At 62.5% G+C, this 15,913-nt stretch carries 16 protein-coding genes; 7 read left to right on the top strand and 9 right to left on the bottom strand.

The features are described from left to right. The first annotated feature begins 31 nt into the window (after positions 1-31). The gene (locus RIF72_RS15785; protein WP_309075788.1) at positions 32-772 is read left to right on the top strand and encodes a GAF and ANTAR domain-containing protein; all 741 of its coding nucleotides are present in this window, start codon (positions 32-34) and stop codon (positions 770-772) included. A 36-nt stretch (positions 773-808) separates the two neighbouring features. Here RIF72_RS15785 and RIF72_RS15780 read toward each other — a convergent pair whose 3' ends face one another. From RIF72_RS15780 to RIF72_RS15770, 3 genes are all read right to left on the bottom strand, one after another. Beyond that, positions 809-1,204 (bottom strand): DUF1761 domain-containing protein, encoded by a 396-nt coding sequence (locus RIF72_RS15780; protein ID WP_309075787.1) that lies wholly within the window; start codon positions 1,202-1,204, stop codon positions 809-811. 80 nt (positions 1,205-1,284) lie between these two features. Next, positions 1,285-2,160, bottom strand: coding sequence for a helix-turn-helix domain-containing protein (locus RIF72_RS15775; protein WP_309075786.1), 876 nt, complete (start codon positions 2,158-2,160; stop codon positions 1,285-1,287). Positions 2,161-2,212: 52 nt separating this feature from the next. Continuing rightward, positions 2,213-3,058: an HAD family hydrolase gene (locus RIF72_RS15770; RefSeq protein ID WP_309075785.1), complete on the bottom strand. Its 846-nt coding sequence runs from the start codon at positions 3,056-3,058 to the stop codon at positions 2,213-2,215. 228 nt (positions 3,059-3,286) lie between these two features. Here RIF72_RS15770 and RIF72_RS15765 point away from each other — a divergent pair, with 228 nt between their 5' ends. Then, entirely contained in the window at positions 3,287-4,315 is a 1,029-nt protein-coding gene (locus RIF72_RS15765) for a hypothetical protein (protein WP_309075784.1), read from the top strand. A 29-nt stretch (positions 4,316-4,344) separates the two neighbouring features. On the opposite strand, the gene serS is transcribed toward RIF72_RS15765, so the two are convergent. Continuing rightward, the gene (gene serS, locus RIF72_RS15760) at positions 4,345-5,625 is read right to left on the bottom strand and encodes a serine--tRNA ligase (RefSeq protein WP_309075783.1); all 1,281 of its coding nucleotides are present in this window, start codon (positions 5,623-5,625) and stop codon (positions 4,345-4,347) included. A gap of 112 nt (positions 5,626-5,737) precedes the next feature. On the opposite strand from serS, the gene RIF72_RS15755 reads away from it, so the two are divergent. After that, entirely contained in the window at positions 5,738-6,799 is a 1,062-nt protein-coding gene (locus RIF72_RS15755) for a diacylglycerol kinase family protein (protein ID WP_309075782.1), read from the top strand. Here the strand turns inward: RIF72_RS15755 and RIF72_RS15750 are convergent. From RIF72_RS15750 to RIF72_RS15740, 3 genes are all read right to left on the bottom strand, one after another. Next, positions 6,796-7,026: a hypothetical protein gene (locus tag RIF72_RS15750; RefSeq protein ID WP_309075781.1), complete on the bottom strand. Its 231-nt coding sequence runs from the start codon at positions 7,024-7,026 to the stop codon at positions 6,796-6,798. The two genes, RIF72_RS15755 and RIF72_RS15750, sit on opposite strands and share 4 nt — an antisense overlap. 106 nt (positions 7,027-7,132) lie before the next feature. After that, positions 7,133-8,065 (bottom strand): prephenate dehydratase, encoded by a 933-nt coding sequence (gene pheA, locus RIF72_RS15745; RefSeq protein WP_309075780.1) that lies wholly within the window; start codon positions 8,063-8,065, stop codon positions 7,133-7,135. Positions 8,066-8,095: 30 nt separating this feature from the next. Continuing rightward, entirely contained in the window at positions 8,096-8,422 is a 327-nt protein-coding gene (locus tag RIF72_RS15740) for a rhodanese-like domain-containing protein (RefSeq protein WP_017198239.1), read from the bottom strand. Positions 8,423-8,595: 173 nt separating this feature from the next. On the opposite strand from RIF72_RS15740, the gene RIF72_RS15735 reads away from it, so the two are divergent. The 3 genes from RIF72_RS15735 (at position 8,596) to RIF72_RS15725 (ending at position 12,333) form a co-directional block, all read left to right on the top strand. Then, a complete protein-coding gene (locus RIF72_RS15735; RefSeq protein ID WP_309075779.1) occupies positions 8,596-9,339 on the top strand; it encodes a peptidase E in 744 nt (247 codons plus the stop codon). Beyond that, entirely contained in the window at positions 9,332-10,768 is a 1,437-nt protein-coding gene (locus RIF72_RS15730) for an amidase (RefSeq protein WP_309075778.1), read from the top strand. Before RIF72_RS15735 ends, RIF72_RS15730 begins: the two co-directional genes overlap by 8 nt. A gap of 65 nt (positions 10,769-10,833) precedes the next feature. Further along, a complete protein-coding gene (locus tag RIF72_RS15725) occupies positions 10,834-12,333 on the top strand; it encodes a peptide MFS transporter (RefSeq protein ID WP_309075777.1) in 1,500 nt (499 codons plus the stop codon). A 192-nt stretch (positions 12,334-12,525) separates the two neighbouring features. On the opposite strand, the gene RIF72_RS15720 is transcribed toward RIF72_RS15725, so the two are convergent. Continuing rightward, positions 12,526-13,218, bottom strand: coding sequence for a DUF4190 domain-containing protein (locus RIF72_RS15720; protein WP_309075776.1), 693 nt, complete (start codon positions 13,216-13,218; stop codon positions 12,526-12,528). Between the two features lie 244 nt (positions 13,219-13,462). Between RIF72_RS15720 and pgm the strand changes: the two genes are divergently transcribed. After that, positions 13,463-15,124 (top strand): phosphoglucomutase (alpha-D-glucose-1,6-bisphosphate-dependent), encoded by a 1,662-nt coding sequence (pgm, locus tag RIF72_RS15715; RefSeq protein ID WP_309075775.1) that lies wholly within the window; start codon positions 13,463-13,465, stop codon positions 15,122-15,124. 103 nt (positions 15,125-15,227) lie between these two features. Here the strand turns inward: pgm and RIF72_RS15710 are convergent, their stop codons facing one another. Continuing rightward, positions 15,228-15,728: a 2'-5' RNA ligase family protein gene (locus tag RIF72_RS15710; protein ID WP_309075774.1), complete on the bottom strand. Its 501-nt coding sequence runs from the start codon at positions 15,726-15,728 to the stop codon at positions 15,228-15,230. Positions 15,729-15,913: the final 185 nt, after the last annotated feature.

Here is a 15,913-nt window from a genome sequence, read left to right as displayed (position 1 = left end):
AGGTAGCCACAATCAGGGATCGGAGTTCCTCATGGAAGACCCCCAGCTCGCCGAGCCGACTACAGTGGTGGCCGATATCCAAGACCTGCTGCTCGACACCCCGGACGTTGAAGCGTTCCTTGAAGAGTTGGCCAGACACTCGGCAGGCATGTTCAGCACGCCCGGAAACGAGGTTTACTGCGGCATCACGCTGATGCGTCATCGCTCCGCAGGGACGGTAGCAAGCAGCGGCGAGCGTGCCAGGATGCTTGACGAATTGCAATACAACTTCGCCGACGGCCCGTGCCTCCGCGCTTGCCGTGAAGTCACACAAGTGCATATTCCGGATTTCGCCAAGGACAACACTTGGCTGGAGTACAACAAAATCGTCACCGAACACGGCATCCGGTCAGTCCTGGCTGTGCCGTTCCCCCTTAGCGATGACGCTGCCCGGGCAGGACTCAACCTCTACTCCGAACACGCCAACGCCTTCGACCAAGCCGCTGTGCAACGCGCCAACGACTACGTGCAGCAGGCATCCAAGGGCCTGCGCCTGGCAGTGCTGATCGCGGAGCACAGCCAGACCGCCACCAACCTCAGGGCAGCCATGGAATCCCGCACCGTGATTGACGTGGCGACGGGAATCATCATTGCCCAGAACCGCTGCACCCAACAGGAGGCCATGGAACTCATCAAGAAGGCCTCCAGCAACCGGAACGTCAAGCTTCGGGTGGTGGCACAGGCCATAGTTGAATCCGCAGGCGGCGGGCCTGTTCAGACGTACTTCAAGTAGTGCTTCGCTTTGGTGCGCTAGCCGGCGTGTCGGGCGCTAGCCCTGCATCGCACCGATGATGGCGCCCATAGCCGTGAAGGTGACTACGTTGTAGCTGGCGTTGATCGCGAACAGTGTCAGGCTACGGCGTTCGAAAAGGTAGTTCACCCCCAGCGCTGTTGCCACCCATCCCAGTCCTGCGGCCAACCCGGCAAGGGTCCCGAACGCGAAACCAGCGCGACCAATGAATGCCGCCAGGAACACGGCCATCACCAGGGCGAGGATGAACGAGCCCACGAAGACACGAGCCGTTCCCGATTTCAGTTGCTCATCGCTGACACCGGCGGCCTTCTGCCACGGCTTGGCGAACAACAGCGAGTACCACAGCCCACCCACCACGAACGTGGCGAGCGCGGCCAGAAGCACGGCGAGCCAGTTGATCTGAATGTCCATCGGTGTCCTCTCAAAGGCGGGCAGTTCTTGAATGGACAGTACGTCTGTGAGCTTCCGCAGTCTTGTAAAAACCCCGCACGCTACCCGGCTACTTCCTCAAGCGGGACAAAAGTGGCGTACTCCGCTCCGTAGTTCCGCACCACCTGCAGGTATTCCGACAGCGTGAACCCGCTGAACCGCTTGAAGGTTCGAATGAGGTGTGGCTGATCGTAGTAATCGGCCAAATGGAGGAGTTCACGGCCCGGGACTGACCCCTTCGGGAGGGCGGCTGCCTGCTTCACGATCCTGTTGAACCGGCACACGTCGGAGTACGCCTTAGCCGTGGTTCCACAATCCCGTATCATGATGCGTTCCAACGTGGACGTGCTGATCCCCAAATCCTTGGCAAGCACGTTGATTTCCACATCCTGTTGCGCCAGGATCTGTGTGGCCTTTTCTGTCCGGGGATCTGCTTGGTAGCCCGGCTTGAGCCGTTGCTGAAGGAAATGGATCAGGGCCGCGAACGCCTGATCCGGTTCCGCGTTCGCGAGGCTCTCACGCAAGTTCGAAAAGCCCGGTAAGACAATTTCGGCGTCCACAACCCGGTTCTGAAACTCCGACGGCGGCAAGCTGGTGAACGCTGCCATGCCGAAGGGAGTGAGGCGGGCACCGACGTTGAAAAGCTGGTCCGGGTTTTCGCTGATCAGGTAGCTGCGCTGCAGGCCGGCGTAGAACCCGGTGGAAACTTCCGTCCCCCTGCTGGTTTCCTGCATACCCGTCTCACCCGAACCATCCGGCCCGTCCCCACGGTTCGGCGGGCTGATGAGGCGGTACGGGTCGGACAGATTGAGAATCAGGTGAGCTTCAGGCCCGGGAAGAATTTTCTCGTACCTTGCCCGCGGCTCGGCACGGACCAACCACAACTGGGTGACGAACGGCTGCAGCCCTGGCGGTGGCGGGCACTCTTGATAGAACACAGGCCCAGTCTAGGCACCCACCCCCGCGAATCCCGGCTAAGACGAGTGGCAGTTACAGCAGGCTACGCAAAACCTGCGCCGCGCCGTCGTCGAGCACTGAAGCGGTGACCTCATCCGCAACGGAGATTACCTCGTCGGGAGCCTGACCCATGGCAACGCCGCGGCCAGCCCAGGTGAGCATCTCGATATCGTTGCGTCCATCGCCCACGGCGACTGTGTTGGCCAGGTCCGTGCCGAGCTTATGGCGCAAGGCCTCCAATGCGCTTGCCTTGGTGACGCCCTCGGCCGCGATGTCCAACCAGGCGGTCCACCCCACCGAGTAGGTCACACCGGAAAGCCCGATGTGCTTGATCGCCTCGTTGAACTCGTCCGAAGTGTTCTCACTGCTGAAGACCACGACGCGGACCGCCGTGGAATCCAACATGGTCTGGAAGTCAACGCCGATGGATTCCACACCGAAACTGGCGTCCTGGAAGCGCTCCGTGGAGAGGAAGTTTCCGTCTTCATCCTCGAGCGCGTACTTGGCGTTCGGCAGCCGTTCGCGCAAGGCCTTGAGGGCCGGAGCGGGATCGAAAGTTGCCTTGTGGATGATCTCGTAGCCCTTCTCCAACGACGGATCGAGGCGAAGGGTCACGCCGCCGTTGCAGCACACGGCGTATCCTCGGTCGAGGCCGATCTGCTGGATGATGGGAAGCGTCGCATTAAGTGACCGGCCGGTGGCGATCATGACGTCGTGACCGCTGGCCACCACCGCCTGCGCAGCGGAGCGAACAGCCGGCGACATGTGGCCGTCGTGGTCCACGAGTGTGCCGTCGACGTCCAATGCGATCATGAGCTTGTTGTTGTCATTTGGCTGGTCATCGATGCCAGCAACTGGAGTATCAGTCAAAATAGTCATGCTTACAGTAGAGCAGACACCCCCGACACTGAACTAGGACGGGCGCCACAGCTGTGGATTAACGGACGGTGAATAGTGACCTCCACTCATGGACTTTTCACCCTGCCTCGGACTTTTCAACCCCGCACGCGCTGGTGATTTGTCCACATATCGGTGCATAACCCGGGCACTATGCACATAGCCCGTTTGGTTCGACGCCACATGGTCCCCGTCTGGCAACAGTGGTTCATGGACTACCGAAACGAATTCATCGTGGCCGCCAGGTATGGGCTGGAATCAGGAACCGCACGGCAGCTTAGCCGCCGGTACAAGAAGGGCGAACTCATCAGGGTACGCAAGGGGATTTACGTCAACAAGGAGCGTTGGCTCGCACTCAAGCCTTGGCAACGATACGCGGCAACCGCCCAGGCCGTTGCCGCGGAAAACCCGACCGCGGAGTTCTGCTTTGAAACTGCGGCATTGTTCTGGGGCCTCCAAGTCGTAGGAGTCCCATCGCACATCCACCTTGCCACCGCTTCGCGCGGGCATGCCGGATCCCGATGCCCGACCACCAGTGCAGCCGTTGTCGGACCCGCCGGCACCACCGGACTTGAGCGGGTTCGGGGGTATGGCGTTTACCGGCATTCTTATTCCACAGCTACCGTCAATCTCCGCGGGCAACAGCTCACGGATCTCCCGCAAACGGCGGTGGATGTCTTGGCCAGAGGGTCCTTCACCAAGGGAATCGTCTTGGCCGATCACGCAATCAGTAGATCCAGATTTCCCAAGCTTTTCACCAGCAAAGCGGCGCTTGGGGAAGCGGCGCAGGGACTGGGCTCAGAGGCAAAGAGGCAGCGGGTGGACTATATCCTTCGGTTCGCCGACAAGAACTCCGGATCTGCGGGTGAGTCACTCAGTCGTGCGCAGATGCACCTTTTGGGCTTCCCCGCCCCGGAGTTGCAGTGCGAGTTCCACGACGCCATGGGCTTCGTGGCCCGCACGGACTTCTTCTGGCGGGACCGAGGACTAATCGGGGAGTTCGACGGCGATGCAAAGTACCTGCAAGACGAGTACCTGGCTGGCCGAAGTGCACGGGAAGTGGTGCTTGCCGAGAAAAGACGAGAGGACAGATTGCGTGCAATGGGGTTCGCGATCGTGCGCTGGGACTGGGCCACGGCCAACGATCCCGCAAAGCTCGCCGCAAAACTCCTCGCGGCCGGGCTAGCGCCTCGAAAGGACCCCGCTAAGCGGACAATTCACCAGCGCATGCACGGGTGAATTGTCCGCTGGACGGTGATTCGCTGAGACTAGAGAACCGGCAGAACCTCAAGCCCGCCAAGGTACTTCTGCAGTGCCTTGGGGACGTTGACGGAACCGTCCGGGTTCTGGTGGTGCTCAAGGATGGCAACGATCCAACGCGTGGTGGCCAGCGTACCGTTCAGAGTGGCTACGGCACGGGTTCCCTTGGCGACGCCTTCGTCATTGACCACGCGTTCACGGATGTTGAGGCGGCGCGCCTGGAACGTGGTGCAGTTGGACGTCGAGGTGAGCTCACGGTAAGCGTTCTGGGTGGGAACCCAGGCTTCACAGTCGAACTTGCGGGCCGCGGACATGCCCAGGTCTCCGGCGGCAGTGTCGATGACGCGGTACGGAAGCTCGCACTTTGCCAGCATTTCCTCTTCCCAGGCGAGAAGGCGCTCGTGTTCGGCAGCTGCTTCCTCAACCGTGGTGTAGATGAACATCTCCACCTTGTTGAACTGGTGCACGCGGATGATGCCGCGGGTGTCCTTGCCGTGGGAGCCGGCCTCGCGGCGGTAGCAGGAACTCTGGCCCGCGTAGCGGATGGGACCCGCGGAGAGGTCCAGGATCTCATCGGCGTGGTAGCCGGCGAGGGCCACCTCCGAGGTTCCCACAAGATAAAGGTCGTCTTCAGCAAGACGGTAGATCTCGGCGTCGTGCTTTACATCAAAACCAGTGCCCTGCATGGTCTCGGGACGCACCAAGGTGGGGGTGATCATGGGAACGAAGCCGGCATCGATGGCCTGCTCCATGGCCATCTGCAGGAGTGCCATTTCCAGCCGGGCACCGACGCCGCGGAGGAAGTAGAAGCGTGAGCCGGAAACTTTGGCTCCACGTTCCATGTCGATCGCGCCGATCAGTTCACCGATTTCCAGGTGGTCTTTCGGCTCAAAATCCGTGAATTCGCGCGGTGTACCGACGGTTTTGACCACAACGTAGTCATCTTCGCCGCCCTCTGGGACGCCGTCGACAATGAGGTTGGGGATGACGCGGAGCAACTCTTCCTGCTTGGCCTGGGCCGCAGAGGCCTCTGCGGCAGCGGCCTTCACGGCGTTGGCCAGTTCCTTGACCTCGGCCAGCAATGCCTGCTTTTCCTCGCCCTTGGCCTGCGCCACCTTCTTGCCGAAAACATTCTGCTCGGCTCGGAGGGTTTCGTGACGGATCAGGGCAGCGCGGCGATCGGAGTCAGCGGAGATGATCGCGTCCACAACGGACTCGTCGGCGCCGCGGGCGCGCTGGCTGGCACGGAACTTGTCCGGATTTTCGCTGAGGTCTTTTACGTCGATCACCAGACAAGAGTATCGAATCCACCGCGGATTTCCGGCCCGCAGCGGGCAAAGGTCGCCCGTCCCGGATGCGAGGCAAAGAGGGCACTGCCCGGGAGGATAGTGTTGGAGCACCATGAGCGACTGGATCCTGTACCTGATTCTGGCTGGGGGCGTGGCGTTTGCCGTCTCCAGTTGGTGGGGTGTGCGCCGATTGAAAGCCCGGCACATCAGGAGCGCGGTTCGGGAGGACTCCCACAAGCCCGGCCCGGGGGATCAGCGCGTCGCGGTCATCCTCAATCCGGTCAAAAACAACGCGGAAGCGGCCCGGCAAGCCATCATTGACGCCTGTGATCTAGCCGGATGGGATGCCCCGAAGTTCTTTGAAACCACTGTGGACGACCCCGGCTACGGTCAGTCGCGGCAAGCGCTGGCCTACGGAGCCGACGTCGTTCTTGCATGCGGCGGCGACGGCACAGTGCGCGTCGTGGCCGAGTCGCTGGCGCACAAGAACGTGGCCATGGGCCTTATTCCGCTAGGCACCGGAAACCTTTTGGCGCGCAACGTGGACCTGGACGTGACCGACCTCGCGGACTGCATTCAGGTGGCGCTGTTTGGCCACCAGCGCTACATCGATACCGCCACCATGGGCGTGGACAACGACATCACCGGCGAGTCCGCCGAGCACACCTTCCTGGTGATCGCCGGCATCGGCTTGGACGCCGAAGTTGTTGGCGACACCAAGGAAGATCTCAAGAAGAGCGTTGGCTGGCTCGCCTACACGGAAGCCGGCGTGCGCCACCTGCCTGGCCGCCGCAAGCGCGTGACCATCACCATGGATGATCAACCCGAGCAGGCACGGAAGATCCGCAGCGTACTATTCGCTAACTGTGGATTGCTTCCCGGCGGGATCGACTTCATTCCCCAGGCCATGATCGACGACGGCATGCTGGACATTGTGGTGATGAGCCCGCGCAGCGCCTTCGGCTGGCTCGCCATGTACACAAAAGTTCTGTTCAAGCACAAGGCCAACCTGCCGATGATGAGCTTCTATCGCTCGGGGAAAGTCATCATCCGCAGCCAGGAACCCATGGCTACCCAACTCGACGGCGACCCCTCAGGTGAGGCAACAACAGTCACTGTGCAAGTGGAGCCAGGATCCCTGCTTGTTCGCGTGCCGAAGGCCAAGGCCGCCTAAACTGCGCCGACGTCCGGCTGGGCTGCCTTCCTGTCGGCTTCCTCGGTAGCCGCCTTGGCAGCGGCGCGGGCCTCAGCCTGCTCCTTGATCATGGCTTGTTCTTCTTCAAAGCGGAGCCGGTCTGCACGATCGGCTTCATCGCCATTCCAGTCGTCCTGGTTCTCGCCTGTGGGCTTCGGATTGACGATCATGCCCTGGCCGTCTTTGTCATCCCGGTGGACAGACATGACCGCTCCTTTCGTTGGTACATTCATCCATCGTTTATGGATCAGGCAAGCATACGCACAGAAGCATCCATACGAAAGAGGCCGCCGTCCCGGTTGTGGACAGCGGCTACGAGCCCTTCACGATCGATTCAACCCAAGCGTGCGCCGAGGCAAAGGCAGCGTCGGAAGTATGCGGGGCAACCACGGCCGGGTGCTTGTCGGCGCGCGGGTAGGAGCCCAGGAACCGGGTTGCCGGACTAATGCGGTGGAGGCCCGCAAGAGCGTCGGCCACCCTCGAATCGGTAGCGTGCCCATCGGCGTCGATACTGAAGAAATAGTGCCCCAAATACTGTCCCGTGGGTCGCGATTCGATGCGGCTCAAATTCACTCCTCGGGACGCGAACTGGTCCAGGATCTCCATCAGCGCACCAGGGTGGTCCTCAGGCAGCGGCACCACCACAGTGGTTTTATCCGCGCCCGTGCGGTCCGGAAGCAGACCAGGCTTGCTCACCAGGATGAACCGCGTTACCGCCTCGGGGTTGTCGCCGATGTCCTCGGCCAGAACATTCAGTCTTGGTTGTTCGGCAGCAACCAGCGGACCGCAAATTGCGGCTTCGTAAGGGGCGTCGTCCTCCAGCAGACCCATGGCGGCGGCCGCCGTCGACGATCCCGGTACGTAATCGGCGTTCGGGAGGTGCTCCTCCACCCACAAGCGGCACTGCGCCCAGGCGTGGCCGTGTGTTGAGATCCGCTTGATGTCGGAAAGCTCGACGCCGGGCCTCGCCACGAGCACGAAGGTGATGGGAACAAGGGCTTCACGGACGATCCGAAGCTCTTCGCCTGTGGCTATCGCATCCAAGGTGGCCGTGACTCCACCCTCCACCGAGTTCTCGATGGGGACCATGGCCGCGTCAGCTTCGCCGGCACGGACCCGATCCAGCGCCGTGTTCACGTTGGTGCAGGGGATACGTGTGGCGTCAGCAGCACCTGGTACCTGCAGAAGGGCGGCCTCGGTGAAGGTGCCCTCGGGACCGAGGAATGTATAGGTAACTGCTGACATCAAATATTCCTTGCTGGTTATATAACCGGGCTAGAGAACTACCGGCTTCAGGCCGTTATCCGAAACCATCGGCTTCCCGGCTTCAAACCACATGTCCATCCCACCGGCCACATTGACCGCAGAATAACCCTGCCCTACGAGCCACTGCACGGCACGGAAGGAGCGGCCCCCGGTGCGGCAGATGACAAACAGGTCGTCATCCGGATCGAGTTCGTCCAAACGTGCCGGAAGCTGGTCCATGGGGATGTGGCGTGCACCTTCGGCGTGCCCGGCCACCCACTCATAGTCTTCGCGGACGTCCAGGATGCTGGCGTCGGCCGGAATGTCGCCCACAGGCACGGTATCGAAGTCGCTCATGGCGTTCCCTTCCCATTCGATTAAGTCCAGCATCCAGCCTAGTCCCCGAGGCGTGACACCGTAACTTGAAGGAACGCCGTAACTTCAAGAGCGGACCGCCCTTGCTTCCTGGTCACGGGACGTTAAGACTGGGACGGGAGCACCCCAACCATCGGACCGTTAGGAGTACCCCCATGCCGACTGGGCAACCAACTATTCTGGCGACATCCGGCGGCTATAAGCCGGGCGATCGCACCAGGATCGAGTTCAACCACCTGATGCATTACGCAGTGGAATTGTCCGGCGTAACCGGCCGCGCGCCGCGCGTGACCCATATCGGCACGGCATCCGGCGATCAGCGGTGGTGGGCTGCCGAAATGGACCAGGCAGCACGCATTGCAGGGTTCGACTTCAGCCACCTCAACCTCTTCACCATGCCCAACATCGAGGATCCGGAAGCCCACATCCTGGAGCAGGATGTGGTGTGGGTGAACGGCGGTTCGGTGGTGAACCTGCTGGCCGTCTGGCGGGCCCACGGACTGGACGGGATCCTGCGAAAGGCTTGGGAAGGTGGAGTGGTGCTGGCCGGCGTCTCGGCCGGCTCCATCTGTTGGTACCAGGGTGGCGTGACAGATTCCTTTGGCCCTGAACTGCAGCCTGTCACCAACGCTCTGGGCTTCCTCCCCTACGGCAACGGCGTCCACTACGACTCTGAATTGCGGCGTGCGCCGGCCATCCACAAGCTGGTGGCAAGCGGCAGGCTCGGAGAGACGCACTGCACGGACGACGGCGTCGGGCTGGTTTACCGGGGAACGGAACTTGTGGAGGTGGTGTCCGAAGTGAAGAACAAGGCAGCATTCCGCGTGACGGCCGGCGCGGGCGAGAGTGTTGATGCTGTTGCAGTGGAGGAGCGTTTGGAGTCGCGCTTCCTTGGTTGATCCTGACGTGCATGACCTTTCGCAAACGTCGGCTGTTGCGCTCCGCGATGCCTTGGCTTCGGGTGAACTCTCTGCCCGTGAGGCCGTGGGATTTTTCCTGTCCGGGATCGAATACCGGAACAAGCAACTGGCTGCATTCGTCACCATCACGGCCGAACAGGCCCTCAAGGACGCCGCGGCCGCGGATCGCCTCCATGCCCGGCTATCCCGCGAGCACCGACAAGACGAGCTCAGCCTCCTTCACGGCATGCCCACGGCATTCAAGGACCTGACCGATGTAGCCGGAGTTCCCACAACGCACGGGAGCGCAGCCCTTGAGTACAAGCCGGCACCCGAGGACGGAGCCCTCGCGGCTACCCTGAAGGCCCAAGGGGTCATCTCGCTGGGCAAGACGCAGGTTCCAGAGTTCGGACTCACTGCGTACAGCGAAAACCGCGTCGCACCGCCGTCGCGCAATCCGCACGCCTTGGGACGCAGTTCCGGCGGGTCATCGGGTGGTAGCGCCGCCGCTGTAGCTGCAGGGCTTGTTCCCTTCGCTCCGGGGACCGACGGCGGGGGTTCCATCCGGATTCCGGCGGGTGCCTGCGGACTAGTGGGACTGAAGCCGGGACGCGGCCTGGTGCCATCGGGTGCGAGCTCGGGCGATGCCGCCAAGTTGGTGGTTGCCGGACCGCTCGCCCGGACTGCGGCGGACGCGGCTCTGCTGATGGACGCGCTTGTCCCCCGGGCTCAAGCGCCCGACGGCGGTTACCTCTCCAAGGTGGGGCTGGCGCCGGAACCCCTGAAAATCGGCGTGAGCTTGGACAGCCCCTGGGCCGGCGTGTATCCGTTTGACGCGGAACCGGAAGCGATGGACGCCTTGGACCTCGGGACCAAGCTGCTCGAGAAGGGCGGACATAACATCACCGAAGCTGAAGTCCGCTATGACAACCGCTACCCCGAAGCGTTCACGACAGCTTGGACTGCCGGGGTGGGGAGTGCCCGAATAGCACCACAGCGCGAGGCGTTGTTGACCCCGCTGACCCGGACGTTCCGGCGTCGGGCGCAACAGCGGAGCGCCTTGAAGGTCAATGAAGCACTGACTTTCCTGCGCCAGTTCGAGCACGATACCGTCACGCAGTATTCGAACTGGGACGTGATCCTCACGCCGACGCTGGCGCAGACACCGCGGCCGGTTGGCTGGTTCACGGGCGGCGGACACAGCGGTGAGCAGTGGCCGAGCGAGTGGGCCGGCGATGCTGATGAGGACTACAAAAGGCAGTGCCAGTACGCGCCATGGTCCTCCATGGTGAACGTATGCGGACTCCCGGCAATCAGCATTCCGGTGCACACCACGCCGAGTGGCCTGCCGATGGGGATCCAGCTGATTGGCCGTCTTGGGTCTGAACTGCTGCTCCTCCAGCTCGCGGCGGTCCTGGAGGCACGCTGAGGCCGCACTGACAGTCGCGTCTAGCATATGGAAAGTGGTTGCCCGGAGCATTCATCGATGTGACAATGCCCGCAGTCAGTGCCAGCATTGAGAAAATGAGCACACCTCAAACCACGGCTGAGTCCGCAAAGCCAGCGGGCGATACGTCATTCTTCGGCCACCCAAAGATGTTGGCCAGCCTCTTCTCCGTGGAAATGTGGGAGCGATTCTCCTTCTACGGCATGCAGGGAATTCTGCTCTACTACATGTACTTCACCGCCGAGCAGGGCGGTCTCTCCATTGACCAGGGGTTGGCCGCTGGTTTGGTGGGCGCGTACGGTGGTGGCGTTTACCTGTCGACGATCCTCGGCGCATGGCTCGCCGACCGTCTCTTCGGTTCCGAAAAGGTCCTCTTCGGCTCGGCCATCATGATCATGGCCGGCCACGTCGCACTTGCGCTCCTGCCGGGCATTCCGGGCCTGATCGCAGGCCTGGTCCTGGTGGGCATCGGCTCCGGCGGATTGAAAGCCAATGCCACGGCACTGGTAGGTACCCTTTACAGCGAGAAGGACGAGCGACGCGACGCCGGGTTCTCCATTTTCTACATGGGCATCAATATCGGCGGGCTCATCGGCCCGCTGGTCACCGGCTTCCTGCAGACAAGCTACGGCTTCCACGTGGGCTTTGGTGCTGCAGCCGTGGGCATGGCTATCGGCCTGGTCATCTACGCCCTGGGCCGCAAGAGGCTCCCCGAGGAAGCCCACCGTGTTCCCAACCCGCTCCCGACCAAGGACCGCACCAAGTACGGCCTGATCTTCCTGGGTATCCTGATTGTCATCGGCGTTCTGCTCGGCACTGGAATTGTCAACGCCAACAACCTTGCCAGGAGCATGGCCTACGCAGCAATCGGTGCCGCTGTGATCTACCTGTTCCTGATCTTCCGCAGCCCCTTGGTGACCGCCGTGGAGCGCAAGCGCGTGGTCGCGTTCATCCCTTTGTTCATCGCATCCGCCGGTTTCTGGGCACTTTTCCAGCAGCAGTTCACATTCATTGCTGTGTACTCGCAGGAGAAACTGGACCGCAACCTGTTCGGCTGGGAAATGCCGGCCGCCTGGGTCCAGTCCATCAACCCGGTGTTCATCATCATCTTCGCCGGCGTCATGGCTGCACTGTGGACCAAGTTGGGCTCCAAGCAGCCGAGCTCACCGCTGAAGTTCTCCGCGGGCCTGTTCATCATGGGCCTGGCATTCCTTGCGTTCATCCCGCTGGCCGGCGAGGGCAAGACTCCTCTGCTGGCTCTGGTGGGCATCTTGTTCATGTTCACCCTGGCGGAACTGTTCCTCTCCCCCATCGGCCTGTCCGTAAGCACCAAGCTCGCGCCTCAGGCATTCCACACCCAGATGGTGGCGCTGTTCTTCCTGTCCGTCTCGCTCGGCACCACACTGGCCGGCATCCTCGCGGGCCTCTACAACCCCGAGGACGAACTCCCGTACTTCCTGGGAATTGGCGGCGTAGCAGTGGTCCTGGCCGTTGGCCTGGCTGCGGCATCGCCGGCAATCAAGAAGCTGATGGGCGGCGTTAGGTAGCAGCCGACACCGTCTGACGACGCGCAAAGCCCCTGACGACACACAAACGGACCAGCGCCGCCTAAATCCAGGTGGCACTGGTCCGTTTGTGTATCGCTCGCGAATTAGGGTGGCCCGGATAGGCCTTAACGACGGCGACCCTTGCGTTCGGTGGGTTTCCCACCTGACGCAAGGGTCGCCGTCGTACGCGGTTTAGAAGCTGTTGTTATAGCTGCTGCTTGAGGCGCCGATGGCAATGAAGAAGATGATGCCGAAGATCAGCGTCAATGCCACGCCGATGTAGCCCATCACGAGGCCGGCGATTGCCATGCCCTTGCCCGCAGGTTCGCGCTTCAGGGCGAGGTGGCCCAAAATCACGGCTGCGATCTGCGGAAGGATGAAGAACCCGAAGCCAACGTAGATGGCGATGCCGCAGCACATGCTGGCGATACTCAGACCCTTGGGCTCAGCCTGCATGGCGTAGTACGCGGGCTGGCCGTACGGTGACTGGGGCTGGCCGTAGGGCTGCTGGCCATAAGGCTGCTGATTGAACGCCTGCTGCTGGTACGGGCTCGGCGGCTGACCGTAGGGCGACGGAGGCTGCTGGCTGTAGTCACCCGGAGTGTATGCGCTGGCGGGCGGCTGCGGCTGCGTGTAGAAGTCATTCTGACCCTGGGCGTCCTGAGCGTAAGGGTTCTGCCCGTGCGCGCTCTGCTCGTAGGGCGGAAGCGGCTGGGTGGCGTTGGCGCCGGGCTCGGGTGCACTCTCGGCGGACGCGCCATGACCCGGCGTGTTTTCTGCTGGCGTGCTCGACTCGGGCGCGCTGAACTGTGCGGGCGGAACGTACTGGGGCGGTTGGTAGCCCGCCGGCTTGTCCTCGTTGCCCTTGGATGGTTGGTCTGACATAGGAATCCCCCTGGATTTGGTCTTTGATCCCAACACTACCGCCGCCGGAGGCACCACATAAGGTAGCCCGGGCTGTGGTGTCCGGCCCACGACGGGCGGAACCCACCCATGAAGGCCACTGAGGGTGAACGCCAGATGAATCTTTCGCCCCCTGAGTGGCCTCAGGGGCGCCATTCGGCGTCACAGGGGCCGGATCCCGGACATTTCGTGTCAGCGGGCCCCATGGTCTGGCATGCTGGACCCCATGGCTAGCCGAGCGGGCACAGTTGCCCTTCCCCAGGACCTTGTTGACATTACAGCCCTGCTGGACGCGTATTTCGACGTAACTCCGGATTTGGGCGACCCCGCGCAGCGCGTGGCGTTTGGAACCTCCGGGCACCGCGGATCCAGTTTGAAGGCCTCCTTCAACGAGCCGCACATCCTCGCGATCACGCAGGCAATCGTTGAATACCGCGGCCGTCAGGGCATCACCGGACCACTGTTCATCGGTCGCGACACCCACGCCCTCAGTGAGCCTGCACAGAACTCCGCACTGGAGGTACTGGCTGCCAACGGCGTGACCGTCCTGGTGGACGCCCGCCACGGTTACACCCCTACGCCGGCACTGAGCCACGCAATCCTCAAGTACAACCGCGAAGCCGCGCCGGGCACACCCCAGGCTGACGGCATCGTGGTGACCCCCAGCCACAACCCGCCCGGCGACGGCGGCTTCAAGTACAACCCTCCCCACGGCGGCCCGGCCGACACCGACGCCACGGGGTGGATCGCCGACCGCGCCAACCAGCTCCTCGAGAACGGCCTCCGCGGCGTCAAGCGCATGCCTCTGAACGATGCCCTGGCCGCTGACACCACCGGAAAGTTCGACTTCCTCTCCAGCTACGTGGACGATCTCCCGTCCGTGCTGAACCTGGAGGCGATCCGCAACGCGGGGGTACGGATCGGCGCGGATCCCATGGGCGGCGCCTCCGTTGACTACTGGGGCGAGATCGGCGAGCGCCACCAGCTCAACCTCACGGTTGTGAACCCCACCGTTGATCCGCAGTGGGCCTTCATGACCCTCGACTGGGACGAGAAGATTCGTATGGATTGCTCGTCGCCGTCGGCCATGGCGTCGCTTATCAAGCGGATGGCCGCTGGCGCCGATGGCACCGCCGCTTATGACGTCGCCACGGGTAACGACGCCGACGCCGACCGCCACGGCATCGTTACACCGGACGGTGGGCTGATGAACCCGAACCACTACCTCGCCGTCGCGATTGACTACCTGTACCGGAACCGCAGTGGCTGGAACCCGGAGTCCGTGGTGGGCAAGACCCTGGTCTCGTCGTCGATTATTGACCGCGTTGCAGCCGGGCTCGGCCGCAAGTTGGTTGAGGTTCCCGTGGGCTTCAAGTGGTTTGTTCCGGGCCTGCTGTCCGGCGAGGGTGCATTCGGTGGCGAAGAGTCAGCCGGCGCGTCCTTCAACAAGCTCGACGGCAGCGTTTGGACCACGGATAAGGACGGCATCCTGCTGGCACTGCTGGCGTCTGAGATCACGGCCGTTACGGGTCAGTCCCCGTCGCAGCTGTACAAGGGACTCACTGACCAGTTCGGTGCTCCCGTTTACGCCCGCATTGATGCCGCGGCCTCTCGCGAGCAGAAGTCCAAGCTGGGCAAGCTCTCCGCTGCCGATGTCACCGCTACCTCCCTGGCCGGCGAGGAGATCACGGCCAAGCTCACCGAGGCTCCCGGCAACGGTGCCTCGATCGGGGGCCTCAAGGTGGTCACCGAGAACGCCTGGTTCGCGGCACGCCCCTCCGGCACCGAAGACGTGTACAAGATCTACGCCGAGTCCTTCAAGGGCGCCGACCACCTCGCGCAGGTTCAGCAGGAGGCCAAGGCGCTGGTGGACGGGGTTATCGCGTAGGTTCTGCTGGGCCGGCGACGCTGGCGACACGCATATCCGCTAGCGACACTGAAACGGGCTGAGGACACTCGGATTTGGGTGTCCTCAGCCCGTTTCGGTGTCTTCAGTCGGCTTCCGCGTCCTGAGTCCAGAGCCTGAGGATGCGCCTGATGGTGTGGTCGCCTTCCGGGGCCATGTCCACCAGGGCTACTTGGTCAAGCACGACGACGTCTCCCGGCTTGGGACGCTTGCCGTCGTGATGCGAGATGTGCGGCCGATACCGTTCCAAGACGTAGTTGGGGGTAGCAATGCGCCCACCAATGGTGTTTGTTGCCTCGACCATCTCCTCATGAAGGCCCTGAAGCAGTGGGTTGTGCTCGATCAGGCTCACCGGGATGGAACCCCTATGCCCGAAACCCGCCTCGTCGCCCACGGTTAATTGCGTTCCGAGCGCTCCCTTGACGGGCGCTTCGGCCAAGTCCGCCAAAACATCGGCGACGTCGGCACTCACGTCAGCGCCGACGTCGAACCTTAACAGCGTGATATGAAGCGGCCAGTCGCTGCGCGGAAACACCAGCCCCGGCAAGACGGGCTCCGTGAACACCACCCAGATGAGGTTCCGCATAGGCATAGTTTGCCACCCGTCCGGCCCAAACCCTCTCTCACGTCCCGAGGGTTTGAGCGGATCGCTCGTTACCTTTTTCGTAGCCTGTTTCCTGGTGCAGGATATGGGTGTGCTGGCCTGCTGATCCCGGCATGATTGCGTCGCTCTGTCGATCCGATGATCTTGAGAGTGTTGTCACCGGGGTT

The sequence above is a fragment of the Paenarthrobacter sp. genome (assembly GCF_031180005.1).
Lineage (GTDB): Bacteria > Actinomycetota > Actinomycetes > Actinomycetales > Micrococcaceae > Arthrobacter.
This window is presented reverse-complemented; position numbering and strand designations above follow the sequence as displayed.